The following is a 16,585-nucleotide window of genomic DNA, read 5'->3' as shown; positions in this document are numbered from 1 at the left end:
GCAAATTTGATCGCTGCCGGCCTGCAAATTTGATCGCTGCCGGCCTGCAAATTTGATCGCTGCCGGCCTGCAAATTTTAACCCGTTTTTTCTAACTTTTATTAATCCTCAATTTTCGTAGATTTCCAAAGGTAAATTATCGGGATCTTTGAAAAAGGTGAATCGCTTGCCGGTGATTTCGTCGCGCCGGATCGGTTCGACAGGAACCCCTTTCGAGCAGAGGTCGGCGACGGAGCGATCTAAATTTTCCACAGCGAAAGCCAGGTGCCGCAAGCCGCAGGCTTCGGGAGAATCTGGCCGTCTGGGCGGGTTAGGAAATGAAAACAGTTCGATGCGATCCGCGACAGCGCACCTATCGCCGTCCCCCACTTGCAAATCTAATTTATAAGAATTTCGCGCCTCTCTGAAGGTTTCTTCGATGACCGAAAATCCCAAGATATTGACATAAAAGTGTTTGGATTTTTCGTAGTCCGAACAAATGATCGCCACGTGATGAATTTTGCTGACCTGCACGCCATCGCCCCCTTGACTCAAATCTCAATTTCATAGTATAGCTATCAGCAGTCGGCTTTCGGCAATCGGCACGGTGAATCACCCGCGATCGCGAGGGTTCGGGATTGGGTGGTGTCCAGACCGTTCCGGCGATCGCCCGCCGCCATACATCGGGAATCGGAAGCCGAAGTCCAAACAATTAATGATCAATTATCAATGATTTCGCGCCAAACTCTACAGATAGAGTTATCATGGGTTAGTTATTCCCCCCAAACCGCTAGATGTGGACATCGGGGGGACCGTTGGCATTCCCGAATCTAGGTGTTCCGAATCACTATGGCTGAAACATTGATCACATCCGGCGCGATCGACCCGACCCAGTGGCCTCTGGCTCGCGTTTGGTTGGAAGTTTCCACCGCTCTGGGTGTCGCCCCCCGGACGATCGATCGATTGGAGTTTTGGCGGCACCAAATCTGGGTTAAACTGGTAGACGGCAGGGCGACCCTGGTTAGTTTTCGCGCCCTACCCCTGTGGACCGAACAGGGACTCGAAGCCGTCCAACGCTGTTGCGATCGCCCGAGCCTCGACCGCCTGGGGGACATTTTCAGCACCGAAATCGCACGTTACGGGAAGCACTACAGCTCCGAGACACTCGAGCAGTGGCGAAGGGCCTGGGGGCAACGCGCCCAACAACTCAGAGCGAAAGCGATCCGTCAAGCCCAAGAAGAAGAGCGTCTCAAACCGATCCGCGATCGCCAGCAAGCCTGTCAACAGTGGCGAGAAAGCTGGCGCACCGTCCTCCAACACTGCCGGAGCCTGGAGTTCCTCGACACCTTGGCCCCGGAACTCGAACGCCAAATCCAAGACTTCTCCGATCTGGCGGAAGGACAGACGGCCATGCAACTGTGGCACGACCGTCGCCGGGAACTGATCCAGGCGACCGCATAAATCGGGTCTTCTCGATTTGTCCGTCGCCGACTCTGGATTGGACATCCTCCCCTGCCTAAAGGCGAGGGGATTCCTCCCCACGCCCACCTTTTGGGTCGGTCGCTTTCGGGGGGTTGACGTTTCTTCAGGACTGCTATCCGAAATGGAATAGTCTGACGTTCCCTCCGCGTCCGTTTTAAGTCTCGGAATGCCCTCCCGCGACTGTGTGTATGGCTCGATTGATCAAGTTCGGCGCCCGCGCCGCCCTTGTCCCGCGTGTATGGCCCCGTTACGATACACTTAACGAAGTCGATACAAAACTTAAAGGAGGTGACATCATGATGAAGCAAGAACAGACGAAATGCAAAATTGTTCAACTTGCCGAGGGTGTATTCGTTTCAACTCCGATCGAAGAATTCTGTATTCCCGCCCTGCGATCGGGATTCTCCGGATATCCCATCAATCCCCGCTGGAATGGTGTTAAAGTCTGCGCCTGGAAAACCGGGCGCCAGATGCGCGACGCCCTGTCCCGGGGTGAGATGACGGTGCGGACGACGGATTCGATGTTGGTTTGCGCCGAGGACGCGACGGAACCGGAATCCCCCGAACCCGCCGGTTCGTCCCAAAAATCGGGATTGATGTTTTCTGGACTGATTCGCCATAAAAAACGGGAGTGGACACTCGCTTGATTGACAGATGAACGGGGGCGGTCCGAAGCCGTCCCCAATTGTCTCCCCCGTTCCGGCGGTTCGATTCACATCCTGGGGAAGGTTCGCGATCGCCCCCGCTCCGATACAATAAACGGGGAAACCAACCAACCAACCAACCAACCTTTCGAGCCCATTCCCCATGTCACCTCAACCATCCGCCGAACTGAGCGTCACCGAAGCCCAAACCCTCCTCGATCGCTTCACCTGCGCCGATCTCACCGCCTCCCCGTCCCCGGAAGATCCGGCGGCGGTCCGTCAGGCGTTGCTCCTTGTCGCCCGAGAATCCGAATATCAGATGTTAGGCCTGTGCGCCGACTCTCGGGAGGCAGCTTTGAAGGCTCTACAAGACTATTTACCCGCCTTGGGTTACGCGACTCCCGTCGATCCCGCCGCCGTCCCAGACATTGAAGGGCCCGTTTACGTCAAATTCAACGGTCGCAGCGAGACGTACCACGCCAGCGCCTACCCGGAAAAGTACCGGGGCGTTTTGGTGTCCTGCCAGTCCTCCGACGCCGATGGCGTCAACGGCACCTACGGACACTTTCCCCTGGACCTGTTCGCCTGAGTCGGTTTTTCAGAACGGAACGGCTTCCGGGTTCCATCCGTCAACCGGGCTAGTCCGATGGGAGGAAAAATGCGGTGGCGGCGTAGAAACTCGGAAAAATGGTTCGGCGATCTCCCCATTGCGGGGGTGTTCAAGTCGAGGAATTTCGGGGCATTATAGTAATGCGCCGTCGAAAATTGCTACAATAGAAATTTTCTCGGTTACGCCTTGACCTAGACTGAACCGTATGGCATAATATGAAGAGATGTAAACTTGTCTCAGTCTAAAATTGGCATCTGGACTGGACTCGGAGCAGATAGCCAGACCGGTCGGAGCATCAGAGATGAAGGTTGTGAGTAATTGGGAAGACTCAATTTGTAGGTGAGTCTGCGGATCTCGAAAAAGGGAGATCTCCACGTTGAGCTAGGACACCGAAGACCTCGTAGCGGCTGACAGGGGGAGCGATCGGGCGCTCCCATATCAGGAGAAGAGAATCCACTATCAGGCAGGGCTTTCGACTAACGCACCATATTGAGAGGGAGGGTAAATTGACGATCCTGACATTCGATCTCACTCCGGGTGAGTGGGGCGGGTCGCTACAAGTTTACGAGCTGTTTAGGGAGGGTAACATTGACTATGGCAACTGCTAAGACCAACACCAAAAAAACTCAATCCACGTCGCGGAATTCCCGTCCGAGTGTCTCAATGGATGCGGTGCGGACTTACCTGCACGAAATCGGCCGGGTGCCGCTGCTGACGCGGGAACAGGAAATCGTGTTTGGCAAACAGGTGCAGCAGATGATGAGTTTGTTGGAGGTCCGGGACACCCTGGCCGAGAAACTCGATCGCGACCCCAGCGATGAAGAGTGGGCCCAGGCCGCGGAAATCAGCGAGGCGGAACTCACCGAAGCCCTGAACAAGGGCCGCCGCGCCAAACAGAAGATGATCGAGGCCAACTTGCGCCTGGTGGTGTCCATCGCCAAGAAATACCAGAAGCGCAATATGGAATTCTTGGACCTGATCCAAGAGGGAACCCTGGGCCTGGAGCGGGGGGTCGAGAAATTTGACCCGATGCGGGGATACAAATTCTCCACCTACGCCTACTGGTGGATTCGTCAGGCCATCACCCGGGCGATCGCCCAGAACTCCCGCACCATCCGCCTGCCCATCCACATCACGGAAAAACTGAATAAAATCAAGAAAGTTCAGAGAGATCTGGTTCAGCAGTACGGTCGCAACCCGACCCCCGCCGAAATCGGCAAAGCCCTGGATCTCGAACCGTCTCAAATTCGGGATTACCTGCTGGCCTCCCGCCACCCGGTTTCCCTCGACCTGCGCGTTGGGGACAACCAGGATACGGAACTGCAAGATCTCCTCGAAGATGAATCGGCGTCAGCCGATATCTACGTCACCCAAGAACTGCTGCGCCAGGATCTCAAAAGCCTGATGGCCGACCTGACGCCCCAGCAGCGGGAAGTGCTGACCCTGCGCTACGGCCTCAACGACGGGAAAGAAATGTCCCTGTCCAAAGTCGGGGTGCAGATGAACATCAGCCGCGAACGGGTGCGCCAGTTGGAAAACCAGGCCCTCAACCACCTGCGGCGCCGCAAAGCCCAGGTTCGGGAATATCTGGCCAGCTAACACCATCGACCCGGTTTCCTCCAGGAAACCGGGTTTTGTTTTTAGGGAGTCGGGAATTGAAATCGCTTTTCTATCCCCCCACCCTCGAATTCCGATCTAAAATCTGCGTAAATCTGCGTAATCTGCGGATTTATACCCTAATTTTCATCAAACAAATCCCCCCGGCAACCCAAAAGAAAATGCCGCTCATCGCCAACGCCAAATCCAGGGAATAGGCATCCGAAATCCAGCCGATCGCGGGTCCGATCGCGGCAAAACACAGCCGAAAAGCAAAACTATTAATTGATAATACCGTCGCCCGCCGGAAAGAAGCGACTTGGCGGTTGAGGAGGGTCAAAATTAACGGCGATCGCAGTCCCCGGGCGAAATAGATCGTCGCCACGAAAATCACTCCCCAGGGGTGGTGAATCGCCGCCAGCAAACCGTAGGAGCCCGCCAGCACCGCCAGCATCAGCCACAGCGCCCCTTTGACGCCCAAAAGGTGCGAAATGGGGGTCGCCAGCAGCGCAGACCCGCTCAAGACCCCGTGAAAGGCCGCCCAGGCTACGCCGAACCCCCCCACGGGGAGGCCCCGATCGCCCATGTAGGCCTGGGACAGCCACACGATCGCGAAGGTACCCGCCGAGACGATCGCGCCCAGGGCGATGGGCCAGCGGACGGTTTTTCGGGTCGCCGTCCATTTCAGGGTGTCCCGCAGTTCCCCCCACCCCCCGACGGCGGCGGACCGGTGGCGGGGGGGTTCGGACAGGGTGAAAGCCAGGGCGACGTAAGTTAAAATGCACAGGGTTTGCAGGTAAAACGGATAGCGCAAATTCGCCGCGGCCACCGCCGCCCCCACCAGGCCGCAGACGGCCTCCGAAAGACCCGCGATCGCCCCCAGACGCCCCTCGAATCGGCCGTATTCCCCCTCCCTGTCCAGGGCCGACAGGCTGTCGAAGGCCAACGCCACATCCGCGCCGGAAATCAAACTCGCGGCCAGTCCCGACAGGGCCTCCGCGATCGCGAACCAGACAAAATCCCCCAAAAAACAGTAGGGAAGCAAGGAGACAACCCAAATCATTCCCCCCCAAATTAACGAGACTTTTCGCCCGAATACGTCCGCGAAATAACCGGAGGGGATTTCAAAAACAAAGATAGAAATTGATAAAATGGTTTTCAGTAAAATTGCCTGCTCCAGAGACAGCCCGTGATGTTGGTAAAATAACACCACCGTCGGGATGGGAAACCAGGCGAATTCCAGCCCCCGCAGGACGGACAATTTCCACAAGTTTGATCGCGGGGACGGGGACGGAGCGGGGCGGGTCTGTTTCATTTAACGCGGGTGTAGGGTGTAGGGTGTGGGGAAAGTGAAAAATGAAAAATGAAAAATGAAAAATGAAATTTTTTTGATTTGTTATTCCGCTTCCTCCGCTTGACCGTTGCCTCCCTCCGCTTCCCGAGAAGGACAGGATACCGCAAATCGGGGCCGTCCGTTCCCGAAAATCGCCCGAATTCTTCCTTAAGATTGATAGCCGAAACAGATAATTGGATATAAACTGCGATCGCGACTTTCAGAGGCTAAATGACAAGTTCCAACCCTCCCGCCCCCGACGACAGATTCTTTATCATTGGTATCGGCGCTTCCGCCGGGGGCATCCAGGCTCTCGAAACCTTTTTCGGCAACCTCCCCGACAATCCCAACGGCGCCTTTGTGGTCGTCGGGCACCTCGCGCCGGACCGCCGCAGTATGCTGCCAGAAATCTTGCGGCGGCGGACGTCGATGCCCGTCCACGAAATCGAAAATCGGATGGTGGTGGAACCGGCCCGCGTCTACGTCATTCCTCCCGGCAAAACCCTCCACCTCGAAGACCGACACCTGCGGTTGGAAGACCGGGGCGAGGTGCGCGGCTATCCGATCGACCGCTTTTTCCGGTCGCTGGCGGAGATTTGGGGAAATCGGAGCGTCGCGCTGTTGCTGTCGGGGTCGGGGAACGACGGGACCGTTGGGTTGCAAGCCATCAGCCGTGCCGGCGGCGTCGCCTTCATCCAGTCCCCCGAGACGGCGGAGTTCACCAGTATGCTGACCAGCGCCATCCCCTCCGGCCTGGTGGACGAGATTTTGTCCCCCGAAGACCTGGCCCGGGCCGTTTTTGAACTGATCCGATTTTCAGATAATTTCTCTGTGCCGAAATCCGAAAAGGAAGAAGCTCTCCCCCCGGAGATACTCGAAGCCATTTTGCAGATCTTGGAAGAGCGGGAGACGATCGACTTTTCCCACTACAAAACCAGCACCTTGAGGCGACGCATCCGCCACCGCTGCGCCCTGACCCGCCAGGAGAGCATGGAAGCGTACATCGACCACCTGCGGGAGTCGGAAGAGGAGCAAAAACTCCTGCGGCAGGACTTGCTGATCGGGGCGACCTGCTTTTTCCGAGACTCGGAAGCCTGGGAGGTGTTGAAAACGGACGTCTTGTCCCGGCAGATCGCCAAACTTCAGCCCCAGCAGCAGTTGCGGATCTGGGTTTCCGCCTGCGCGACGGGGGAAGAGGCCTACTCGATGGCGATCGCGGTGGATGAGGTGATCCGGGACGCCGGCAAACCCGTCCAGGTGAAGATCTTCGCCACCGATATCGATGCCGACGCCCTGGAAGTGGCAGCCAACGGAATTTACGGGCGAAACATCGCCAACGAGGTTTCGCGGGGGCGGTTAGAGCGATATTTCGACCGGCGGGGCGACGGCTATCAGGTGAAGCGATCGCTGCGGGAGATGCTGATCGTCGCCCCCCACGACCTCACCAAAAATGTCGGCTTTTCTAAAATGCACGTGGTCAGTTGCCGCAACGTCCTGATCTATATGCAGCCCCACCTACAGCAGCGGGTTCTGGGGCTGCTGCACTTCGCCCTCATCCCCCAAGGCACGCTATTTTTGGGGAGTTCCGAAACCTTGGGAGAGCTGGCCTCGGAGTTCAACGCCCTGCATCCGAGGTGGAAAATTTATCAGAAACAGCAGAACGCCCAGTTGTCCCTCACCCCCATCTCCCGGCAACCCCTGGTCGCGCCCTTCGGGTCCTTCATCCGCCCCAAACGCCAACAGCAGCAATTCGACCGCCTGCTCGGCTCGGTGTTCGACCTGTGCCTGAACGACCGCCGGATCACCTGTCTGCTGTGCGATTTCAACAACAAACTGCTCCGCATCTTCCACAACTCGGCCCGACTGATGGAATTCCCCGTCGGAGAGGCCAATTTGGAGGTCGCGGAACTCGTCCACCCGGCTTTGAAACTGCCGCTGAGTACGGCCGTGCACCGCAGCAAGCGCGATCGCCAACCCGTCCTCTACACCGGCATCAAGTTGAGTCGCGACGGGGAGGAACTCAGCGTCACGATGCGGGTCGCCCCCGCGACCGCCGAGCGCAACAACGGCGAACATCTCGTCATCGTCTTGGAGGTCGAAGTCCGGGGAACCCCGTCCCCGAACGCCCCCCGGTTCGACGCGCAAGGAGAAGCCGCCCGACACATCGCGGAGTTGGAATACGAGCTGCAGCAGACCCGGGAAAACCTGCAGGTTGTTATCGAAGAGTTGGAAACCTCCAACGAAGAGCAGCAGGCGATGAACGAGGAGCTGCTGGCTTCCAACGAGGAGTTGCAGAGCACCAACGAAGAGCTGCAGTCCGTCAACGAAGAACTCTACACCGTCAACTCGGAATATCAAATCAAAATTCAGGAACTCACCCAACTCAACAACGACATCGACAACCTGATCCGCAGCACCGATATCGGCGTGATCTTCCTCGACGCCGACCTCAACATCCGCAAGTTCACCCCCGCCGCCACCCGGCTTTTCAACATCAAAATCACCGACATCGGCCGTCCGCTCACGGATTTGACCAACAACCTCGACTCTCCGGATTTGGTGGAGATTTTGCAGCGGGTCAACCAATTTAAGCAACCTCACGAGCAGCAGGTGGAAAGCGACGGGGCGAGCCGTTACATTTTGATGCGGGTCAACCCCTACTCCAAGGAGGGGGTGACGGATGACGGCATCGTGATCAGCTTCGTCAATATCGACGACCTGAAGCAGACCGAGCATCGGCTCGAGCAGAGCAACGAAATGCTCGAACGGCTCTACGAGATTAGCCCGGTAGGCCTGTGCTTGCAAGACCGGGACCTGAAGTTTTTGCGGGTGAACCGGGCCCTGGCCGACATCCACGGGGTTTCCGTCGGGGAACACCTCGGCCGACCCCTGCGGGACGTGGCTCCGGATCTGGCCGGTCGCGTCGAACCCCTGCTGCGGCGGGTCGTGGAAACCGGGGAGCCGGTCTACAACACCGTGATCCGGGGCCGGACTCCCGCGACGGGCGATCGGGAGCGGTTCTGGATGGCGAGTTACTATCCCGTGGATTTCCTCGAAGATGGCAGCCGCGGCGTCGGGTCGGTGGTGGTGGAAATCACCGATCGCGTCCAAGCCGAACAAGCCCTGCGGGTGAGCCGGCGACAGTTGCAAGAGGCCCAGCGACTCGCGAAAATCGGCAGTTGGGAACTCGAACGGCCCGACGGCCGGGATTGGGCGGGCATCCGGCCCACCTGGTCCGACGAATTGTTCCAGATCTACCGACTGGACCCCCGGTCGGAACCGCCCCCCTTCGCCGAGTTTTTGCTGTACCACCTCCCCGAAGATCGGGAGACGCTCCGGGAGTTGCTCGACCGCCTGTTCGTCCGGGGAATCCCGTTCAGCGCCGATGTCAAATTTCAGCGCTCGGAGGATGAGATGGGGTACGTGAACCTGATCGGGCAGGCGATCCGCAATCCGGCGGGGGAGATCGCCAAACTCTACGGCACCGTCATGGATGTCACGGAGCGGAAGCGGAGCGAGCAGGAGATCGTGCGCCAAAATCAGGCGTTGGAGGAGGCGATCGCGATCGCCCAGGCCGCCGACTCCGCCAACCGGGCGAAAACCGAGTTTTTGGCCAACATGAGCCACGAAATTCGCACCCCCATGAACGCGATCCTGTCGTCCAGCCAGCTTTTGCAGCGGATGATGTCCGGCCGGCAAGAGTATCAAAATATTTTGCGGATCTTGCTCACCAACGGCACCCGGTTGCTGGCGTTGATTGACGACATTTTGGATCTGTCCCGGCTCGAATCCCGGCAACTGCGGCTCGAACGCCGCCGCTTTGACCTCCGGGCCGACATCATCGCACCCCTGGCTGAGATCTTTCTCCCCCAAGCCCGGGCTAAAACTTTGGAGCTCGAATTTCACCTCGACCCCGACATACCCCGGCAGTTGTCCGGCGACGACTTCCGCCTCCAGCAAGTCCTTAACAACCTGATCGGCAACGCCATCAAATTCACCGAGACAGGCCGAATCGCTGTCAACGTCGTGTGTCCGTCCGAGCCGCCCCCCGGCGGGTCCCCGATAGTCCTGCTCTTCAGCGTCCGGGATACGGGGATTGGCATCGACCCGCAGACCCGCGATCGCCTGTTTGAGCCCTTCACCCAGGCCGACAGTTCCACCACCCGCCAATTCGGGGGCACCGGGCTGGGCCTGACCATCTGCCGCCGCATCGTGGAGTTGATGGGGGGAGAGATCGGCGTCAACAGCACCCCCGGGCGGGGATCGACGTTTTGGTTGAAAGTCCCCTTCGACCTCGCCGATGCCGCCGCTTCCCCCGGGGAACCGCAACTCACGGAAGCGCCCCCGCCGCCTCCGGCCCCGAGTTCCGCCCAAATCCTGATCGTCGAAGACCACCCGGACAACCGCGAAATTTTGGTCCTGCTTCTCGAAAGTATCGGCTACCGGCCCGATGCGGTGGGCGGCGGCCGGGAGTGTTTGGATCGGGTCGCCCAGCAGGACTACGACATCATCCTCATGGATTGCCAGATGGCGGGTTTGGACGGCTACGAGACGACCCGTCGCCTGCGGGAACTCGAGGGGGACCGGAGGCACACGATTGTTGTTGCCGTCACCGCCCACGCCATGAAGGGCGATCGCGAAAAGTGCCTGGAAGCCGGCATGGACGACTACATGAGCAAACCGATCATGGAAGAGGATCTGGCCCGGATGGTGGAGAAGTGGGTGCCGCGGGAGTGATGGTTTTGGGGGCGGAGGAGGTGGAGGAAGCGGAGGGGGGATGATTTGTGCGTGTATTTTCCGATGTCGGGCGATCGCATGAATTGAACCGACTCCGTATTTTCACTGAATTTAGGGTTCAATTTTTAAAGATTTTATACCAGAAAAAATGTTTAAAAATCAACAAGTTTTGATTTAAGAAACTTTTACACAAACCGACGGATTTATGATGGCAACTTTACAAGAAAATTGTTAGGGTTGAATTGTCAAAGTCGAGATACCCAGAGGTTTAACCCCATGAAATCCAACTATTTAAAAACTTTATTCGGAAGTGCGATCGCCACCACCTGCCTGATTTCCGCCACCGGCGGCGCGGCCCAAGCCGGACAATTCTACAACAACTGGAATTACAGCATCGATTCCTTTACCGACGGTTCCGGCGGCGAAGCGTACAATATCCGGGGCATGGCGACGATGGAAACCTCGGACAGCATTTGGGTCGCCCTGACGGGCGGAATGCCCCTAGAAGGCGATTCTAACTGGCGGGCAGCCGACGATAATATCGGTTGGGGCGACTTATTCTTCAACTTCACCGGAGACGGTTTCCAAACCGCCAGCGATAATAACGCCCTGTTTGGCGTCCGCTTTGCCGGAACCAATGACTCCGGTGCCGCGACGACGGGGGTTTATGCCGGAGTTGGCGCCGCCGGTGTCGCCAGCAGCAATGCCGGATACAACAGCCTCCGACATTACTACAACAGCGGATATAACCGCACCAACACGATGGGAACCGACATCGCCACCAAAGCCGAAGCCTTCAACTACTTCGGCAAAACAACTCCCGTCCTCAACGTCATCGCCTCCGGCGAACGGGTTGGCGATATCGCGATGCAAAGTCAAAACGCACTGACAGCCGCCGGCTTGGATTTCGGCAACTTCGGGGCCTCTGGAAATCATACCATCGGCTTCAGCTTCGACAAATCCCTCATCGCCAGCGGAGACTACATGGCCAGCCTGTTCCTGGAATGCGCGAACGACGGGGTTGCCCTCGCCGGACACGCCACCGAACCCGTCCCCGAACCCGCCACCGCCGCCGGTTTGGCGTTCCTCGGCCTGACGTTCCTCGGTGGCAAACTCCGCCGGCGTCGGGATGCCTAGAAGCTCGAAATTTAGACTGACCTGTCTCTCCGAAATTTACCGACCCGGTTTCCTCGAAGGAAGCCGGGTTTTTTTGGCAACGATTCATATCAAGTCCGTTTGAATAGTTACACAATCGTTGGAGAAAAGGCAAGAGGCAAGAGGCAAGAGGTAAGAGGCAAGAGGCAAGAGGCAAGAGGCAAAAGTTTGAAGCCGCTTCAGAAGATGGCGAAACCCAGGAATCATAACTGTTTTAGGGGACATGATATCATATAGCAACGGACAGAACGGTTGGGACATTTGCGGGTGCCTGAACGGTGACTGCTGATTGCTATATCAACTGCGAAAGAGGCGGGTATATTGGACTTCGTGAGCCATACTCGCCAAGGACAACCCCCAGCTACAGCTCGCCAAATCGTCGTCTTTCAAAAGCAATATTTCTTCGGCGACTTCGGCGATGGTTTTGTTGGATTTGAACAATAACTTTTGTCCGACGGTTTGCCCCAAGGGAATCAGTTTCACCCCCGCCCCGATCGCGTGACTGGTCCAACTCTGCAAGTATCCCAGCAACGCCATTTTTTCGTCGAGGTTCCAATTCGCCGCCCCCACCCCGAAGGCGATCGCATAATTGCAGGGTTTGCCAATTGTCGTCAATGCCACCTTGAGGGGAGAATCGGAATTTGCCGCCTCCGAAACGCTTTCCAATTCCAATAATAATCCCCATAGCGAATTTCCCATCTGCCAACTTTGCTGGCGCAATTCCGAGGTTTCCTTGGCCGCACTTAACCACTTATTCCAAGTAGATAAACCCGAAAAATCCCGTTTTTTAAAACCGCGAAACGCCCTCACCATCACCGCCGCCTCCATCCGAACCGCCCCAATTTGTAACTCTTGAAGCAGCCAATAAAACAGGGAATCATCGTCCGCGATCGCCCCCCTTTCCACCAGGGTTTCCAACCCCTCAGAATAACTGTAGGCGCCCAGCGGCAACGTCGGACTCGAAAGTTGCAACAATCCCAGAATCACAGTAATTTCTTCTCCTATCCGTCGGAAATTTTAGATTTTAGATTTTAGATTTTAGATTCCCCGATGGGGGAGGAGTTAGGAGTTATATTATATCAAATCCGGTTGAATGCCCGGAAAAAAACGGGTTGGATATCGAGACCGCTTGGGAATCAATTCCCAAGCTAACAGCTCAAATCATCGGTCGATGATTGGGGAGTTTGTGTGACTAAAGAACCGGATCTGATATAACAACTGACAAGGGGGTTAGGACACAATTACTCCAACCGAGTCCACTTGAGTGGACTTCTGCTATGAGCCTTGAAATTCATTTCAAGGCGGGTCTAAAATAGGCCGATCTGTCCCAACCGTTCTGTCGATCGCTATATTAGGAGTGAGAAATTTCTCTTTCCTCTTTCCTCTTTTCTCTTTCCTCCCTACACCCTACACCCTACACCCTACACCCTTTCTCAATGTGAATGTCCGTAGGCGCCTTTTTCCGGATAAAAAGGGGCGATTTCTTGTTTGACATTCAACCCCAACTGAACCAGCAAATCGGCCAACACCGGATCGGGATGTAACCGCAAATACCGGGGTTTAATTTCCAGGGGGACGTGACGATTTCCCAGGTGATAGGCGGCGCGGATCAGGTCGAATTCGGAGGATGCCGTCACCGTCATGACCGGTTCCGGTTTGGCGATGATACACAACACTTCTTCCCCCGTTTCAGAAACCAAGCGATCACCGTCTCCGAGTTCCACCCCCCGAGGCAGACACACCGCAATGCGATCGCCGTCGGGGAGTTGGAGGTGTTGCCGGGTTTTGGTGCGTTCTTCCGCCGTCAGCGCGATCGTCGAGTCGGGGATGCGATCGGCATCCGGCGACAATTTTCCCGTAAAAGTCAGCATGGAAAATCCGAAGGATGTGGGATATTCTCAATTGTAGGGGCGAATGGCATTCGCCCTCTGATTTCGTCCTCTGATTTCGCCCTCTGATTTCGCCCTCTGATTTCCAATCTTTCCCGACTCCCGACTCCCGACTCCCGACTCCCCAAATTCACAGCAAGCCGACGAAGTGCAGCGGACCCTGACCCGCGATCAGTTCCACGATCACCGCCACGATGCCGATCATCGCCAGTCGCCCGTTCCAGACCTCCGCCGCCGTCGTCATACCCCACTCCCAACGCTCCTGGGGATACATCTTCATCTTCTTGTCGGGACGGACGACTTCGGAGAAGTGGATGTGGGGCCGGTTCAACGACTCCACCACCAGAGCGGCGAGATCCTCGATGAAGCCAGGATGGGTGTTGAGGGCCGGAACCCGGTAGAAATTCTTGATGCCCGACTCCTCCGCCAGTTCCCGATATTCCATATCGATTTCTTGCAGGGTTTCGATGTGTTCGGACACGAAGCTGATGGGGACCACCAACAGATCCTCGACCCCCTGCTGGGCGAGTTCCGGAATCGCCTCTTCGGTGTAGGGTTTCAGCCACTCGACGGGGCCGACCCGACTTTGGTAGGCGAGGGTGTGGGAGTTGGGACGGTTGAGGGTGTTCACAATCGCCTCGGTGCAGGCCTCGATCTCTTGCTGGTAGGGGTCGCCGGCCTCCTCGACGTAGCTGAGGGGGACGCCGTGGGCGCTGAAGAACAGGTGAACCTTGTCTGGGTTGGGGTGGTGGTCGAGTTCCTGGGCGATCAGTTGCGCCATCGCCTGCTGGTAGCCCGATCGCTCGTACCAGGACGGGATGACGGTATAATTGATCTTTTGCAGGGCCGGGTCTGTTTCCCAGATCCGCTCCAGGAGTCGGAAGCTCGATCCGCTGGTGCTGATGGAGAATTGCGGGTACAGCGGGAGGATCACCAGTTCCTCGATGCGATCGCGCTTAATTTTAACTAGGGCCTCTTCGGTGAAGGGGTGCCAGTAGCGCATCCCGATGTAGACCTGGACATCGTGTCCCCGTTCCTGCAATTTTTGTTGCAGCGCGGCGGCCTGTTCCTCCGTAATTTTGCGTAACGGGGAGCCACCGCCGATTTCTTTGTAGTTTTCCTGGGATTTCGTGTAGCGCAGGGTCGAAATCATCCAGGCCAGGGGTTTTTGTAGCCAGGTGAATGGCAGCCGAATAATTTCGGGATCGGAAAATAAATTGTACAGGAAGGGGCGGACGTCCTCCAATTGTTCGGGTCCGCCCAGGTTTAGTAGTAAGACTCCAACTCGTCCCATGGCGCTTAATCGATTCCCAGACTCTAATTTTTGTTACTCATTTTAACAATATATCCTGTTGGGTGAGGCAAAGTCGATAGCAAAACTCTCGAAACCTTGATTTATGGCAACTTTTTTAAGACCTCTGAGTTACCGCTACCAGTGGCTCTACGACGGCATTTCCCGCCTCGCCGCCCTCGGCGTGGGGGGGGAAGCCCGATTTCGCCATCTGGCCCTGGAGGGGCTGGAAATCGCGCCGGATGCCCGGGTTTTGGACCTGTGCTGCGGCAGCGGACAGGCCACGGCCGTTCTCGCACAGTATTCTCAACAGGTGACGGGGTTGGATGCCTCGCCGCGATCGCTCGATCGGGCGAGACGGAACGTCCCGGAAGCGGACTATGTGGAGGCATTCGCCGAGGAAATGCCCTTTCCCGAGGGGAGCTTCGATTTGGTGCACACGAGCGCCGCTCTGCACGAGATGGCACCGGAGCAGTTGAGAATGATTGTAGCGGAAGTGTACCGGGTTCTCAAGCCCGGGGGTATTTTTGCCCTGGTGGATTTCCATCGCCCCACCAATCCCCTGTTTTGGCCGGGGGTGGTGGCGTTTCTGTGGCTGTTTGAGACGGAGACGGCTTGGCAGTTGATTCGGGCGGATTTGGGGGGTTTGTTGGCAGAGGCGGGGTTCGAGGTGGGGGATTCGCCCTCGGGGGAGAACCCGCCGCGGCATTGCCTCCACGCGGGCGGCAGTTTGCAGGTGATTCAGGCAATCAAGGGGGTCTGAAGGGAGTTGTCGCTTTCCCGACTCCCGACTCCCGCGCTTTATGAGTCGTATTTTAACGAATATGACTGAATATTAAGCTTTGCTACGGTTTGATGAAGGTGCGAGCTTTTGTGATAGAAGGTTGAACTTAAAGATGCTAAAGTTTTTCAATTCTGTCCAACTTTTTTAGATTAGGAGAAGTCCCTTGATCGATTCAATTTTGGTTTTAGCGGCTGCGACGACCACCTCTTGGGGTCCGAGTATTGCGATCGTGATGGTGATCTGTAATGTGTTGGCGATCGCGATCGGTAAGTTCACTATCCAACAGCAGACTGTCGGCGCCTCCACCCCCATCGCGGGAATGAGTGCGGGTGCTGTGGTGGGCAGCATTTGCTTGGGCCACATCCTCGGCGCCGGCGTCATTTTGGGACTGGCTAACGTGGGCGTCCTTTAAGTCGGTTTTGATGCCGCACCGCTTTTGTTCCGGGTTTCCGGGGCGGCGGTGCGGTTTTTTTTAGAAGGGTTCACCACAGAGGCACAGAGGACACAGAGGGGGGGTTTGTCCTAATTAGATCGTCTGATTTTGGCTTTCATGGGAGTATAGAAAGGTGATTTGGGCGATCGCAACTTGGGATCGTCAGCTAGAAACCATAATAATGTATGAGTGTCAAGTAGCATTACATATAATCCTTCAAATCTTCGAGAGGCTCGTCAAAATCCTCCGCCATGCGAATTTTTCCCTTCAGTAGTCCGGCTTGTCGCTTTTTCTGTTGCGGTTCGGACTCGACTTTTTTCTCTGCATACCGTTCTGACAAAAATTCAATATAGTGAAGTACCTCGACTTTCAGAGACTCGGGCAATGCCTCTAATTTTTCTAAAATTGCAGATTTAAGCATCGGTTTTTCTCCTTTTTATTATTATAATGCGATCGCACCCTTTTAAATCAATCGGGGCGTATGGTATACGCCCCGACAAAAATGCGATCGCTCGTTTATGCTTTATGCGTTAAATGGAGGCGATCGCCAAATTTTCAGGGTGCGATCGCTTCAATTTTCATCTCGCGTCGGGGGAATATCACATCAGGGCGTATGCCATACGCCCCTACAAAAATGCGATCGCTCGTTTGGG

At 56.4% G+C, this 16,585-nt stretch carries 14 protein-coding genes; 8 read left to right on the top strand and 6 right to left on the bottom strand.

Translation table 11 applies throughout. The annotated features are described in order from the left end of the window. Window positions 1-107: 107 nt before the first annotated feature. Window positions 108-533, bottom strand: a complete 426-nt coding sequence (gloA2, locus tag AC0QHF_RS06865; protein ID WP_324703453.1) for an SMU1112c/YaeR family gloxylase I-like metalloprotein — start codon at window positions 531-533, stop codon at window positions 108-110. Window positions 534-827: 294 nt separating this feature from the next. On the opposite strand from gloA2, the gene AC0QHF_RS06860 reads away from it, so the two are divergent. From AC0QHF_RS06860 to AC0QHF_RS06845, 4 genes are all read left to right on the top strand, one after another. Then, window positions 828-1,439, top strand: coding sequence for a hypothetical protein (locus tag AC0QHF_RS06860; protein WP_324703452.1), 612 nt, complete (start codon window positions 828-830; stop codon window positions 1,437-1,439). Window positions 1,440-1,756: 317 nt separating this feature from the next. Next, a complete protein-coding gene (locus tag AC0QHF_RS06855) occupies window positions 1,757-2,107 on the top strand; it encodes a hypothetical protein (protein ID WP_324703451.1) in 351 nt (116 codons plus the stop codon). Between the two features lie 160 nt (window positions 2,108-2,267). Beyond that, window positions 2,268-2,693 (top strand): DUF1824 family protein, encoded by a 426-nt coding sequence (locus AC0QHF_RS06850; RefSeq protein WP_324703450.1) that lies wholly within the window; start codon window positions 2,268-2,270, stop codon window positions 2,691-2,693. A gap of 615 nt (window positions 2,694-3,308) precedes the next feature. Continuing rightward, entirely contained in the window at window positions 3,309-4,313 is a 1,005-nt protein-coding gene (locus AC0QHF_RS06845; RefSeq protein ID WP_324703449.1) for an RNA polymerase sigma factor, RpoD/SigA family, read from the top strand. A gap of 130 nt (window positions 4,314-4,443) precedes the next feature. On the opposite strand, the gene AC0QHF_RS06840 is transcribed toward AC0QHF_RS06845, so the two are convergent. After that, entirely contained in the window at window positions 4,444-5,625 is a 1,182-nt protein-coding gene (locus AC0QHF_RS06840; RefSeq protein WP_324703448.1) for an MFS transporter, read from the bottom strand. A 249-nt stretch (window positions 5,626-5,874) separates the two neighbouring features. Between AC0QHF_RS06840 and AC0QHF_RS06835 the strand changes: the two genes are divergently transcribed. Then, complete coding sequence (locus AC0QHF_RS06835) at window positions 5,875-10,380, top strand: chemotaxis protein CheB (protein WP_324703447.1); 4,506 nt, start codon at window positions 5,875-5,877, stop codon at window positions 10,378-10,380. A 276-nt stretch (window positions 10,381-10,656) separates the two neighbouring features. After that, a complete protein-coding gene (locus tag AC0QHF_RS06830) occupies window positions 10,657-11,517 on the top strand; it encodes a PEP-CTERM sorting domain-containing protein (protein WP_324703446.1) in 861 nt (286 codons plus the stop codon). Window positions 11,518-11,832: 315 nt separating this feature from the next. Here the strand turns inward: AC0QHF_RS06830 and AC0QHF_RS06825 are convergent, their stop codons facing one another. From AC0QHF_RS06825 to hemH, 3 genes are all read right to left on the bottom strand, one after another. Beyond that, a complete protein-coding gene (locus AC0QHF_RS06825; RefSeq protein WP_324703445.1) occupies window positions 11,833-12,522 on the bottom strand; it encodes an urease accessory protein UreF in 690 nt (229 codons plus the stop codon). A gap of 446 nt (window positions 12,523-12,968) precedes the next feature. Then, window positions 12,969-13,406 carry an urease accessory protein UreE gene (gene ureE / locus AC0QHF_RS06820; RefSeq protein WP_324703444.1) on the bottom strand — a complete coding sequence of 146 codons (438 nt, stop codon included), beginning with the start codon at window positions 13,404-13,406 and terminating at the stop codon, window positions 12,969-12,971. Window positions 13,407-13,554: 148 nt separating this feature from the next. Beyond that, complete coding sequence (gene hemH / locus AC0QHF_RS06815) at window positions 13,555-14,718, bottom strand: ferrochelatase (protein ID WP_324703443.1); 1,164 nt, start codon at window positions 14,716-14,718, stop codon at window positions 13,555-13,557. A gap of 103 nt (window positions 14,719-14,821) precedes the next feature. Here hemH and AC0QHF_RS06810 point away from each other — a divergent pair, with 103 nt between their 5' ends. Both AC0QHF_RS06810 and psaK read left to right on the top strand, forming a co-directional pair. Continuing rightward, window positions 14,822-15,478 (top strand): class I SAM-dependent methyltransferase, encoded by a 657-nt coding sequence (locus AC0QHF_RS06810; RefSeq protein WP_324703442.1) that lies wholly within the window; start codon window positions 14,822-14,824, stop codon window positions 15,476-15,478. A 184-nt stretch (window positions 15,479-15,662) separates the two neighbouring features. Beyond that, window positions 15,663-15,911: a photosystem I reaction center subunit PsaK gene (gene psaK / locus AC0QHF_RS06805; RefSeq protein WP_324703441.1), complete on the top strand. Its 249-nt coding sequence runs from the start codon at window positions 15,663-15,665 to the stop codon at window positions 15,909-15,911. 223 nt (window positions 15,912-16,134) lie between these two features. Here the strand turns inward: psaK and vapB are convergent, their stop codons facing one another. Continuing rightward, window positions 16,135-16,353 carry a type II toxin-antitoxin system VapB family antitoxin gene (gene vapB / locus AC0QHF_RS06800; protein WP_324703440.1) on the bottom strand — a complete coding sequence of 73 codons (219 nt, stop codon included), beginning with the start codon at window positions 16,351-16,353 and terminating at the stop codon, window positions 16,135-16,137. Window positions 16,354-16,585 lie beyond the last annotated feature (232 nt).

It is taken from the genome of Lyngbya sp. CCY1209, from assembly GCF_055795065.1.
This window is presented reverse-complemented; position numbering and strand designations above follow the sequence as displayed.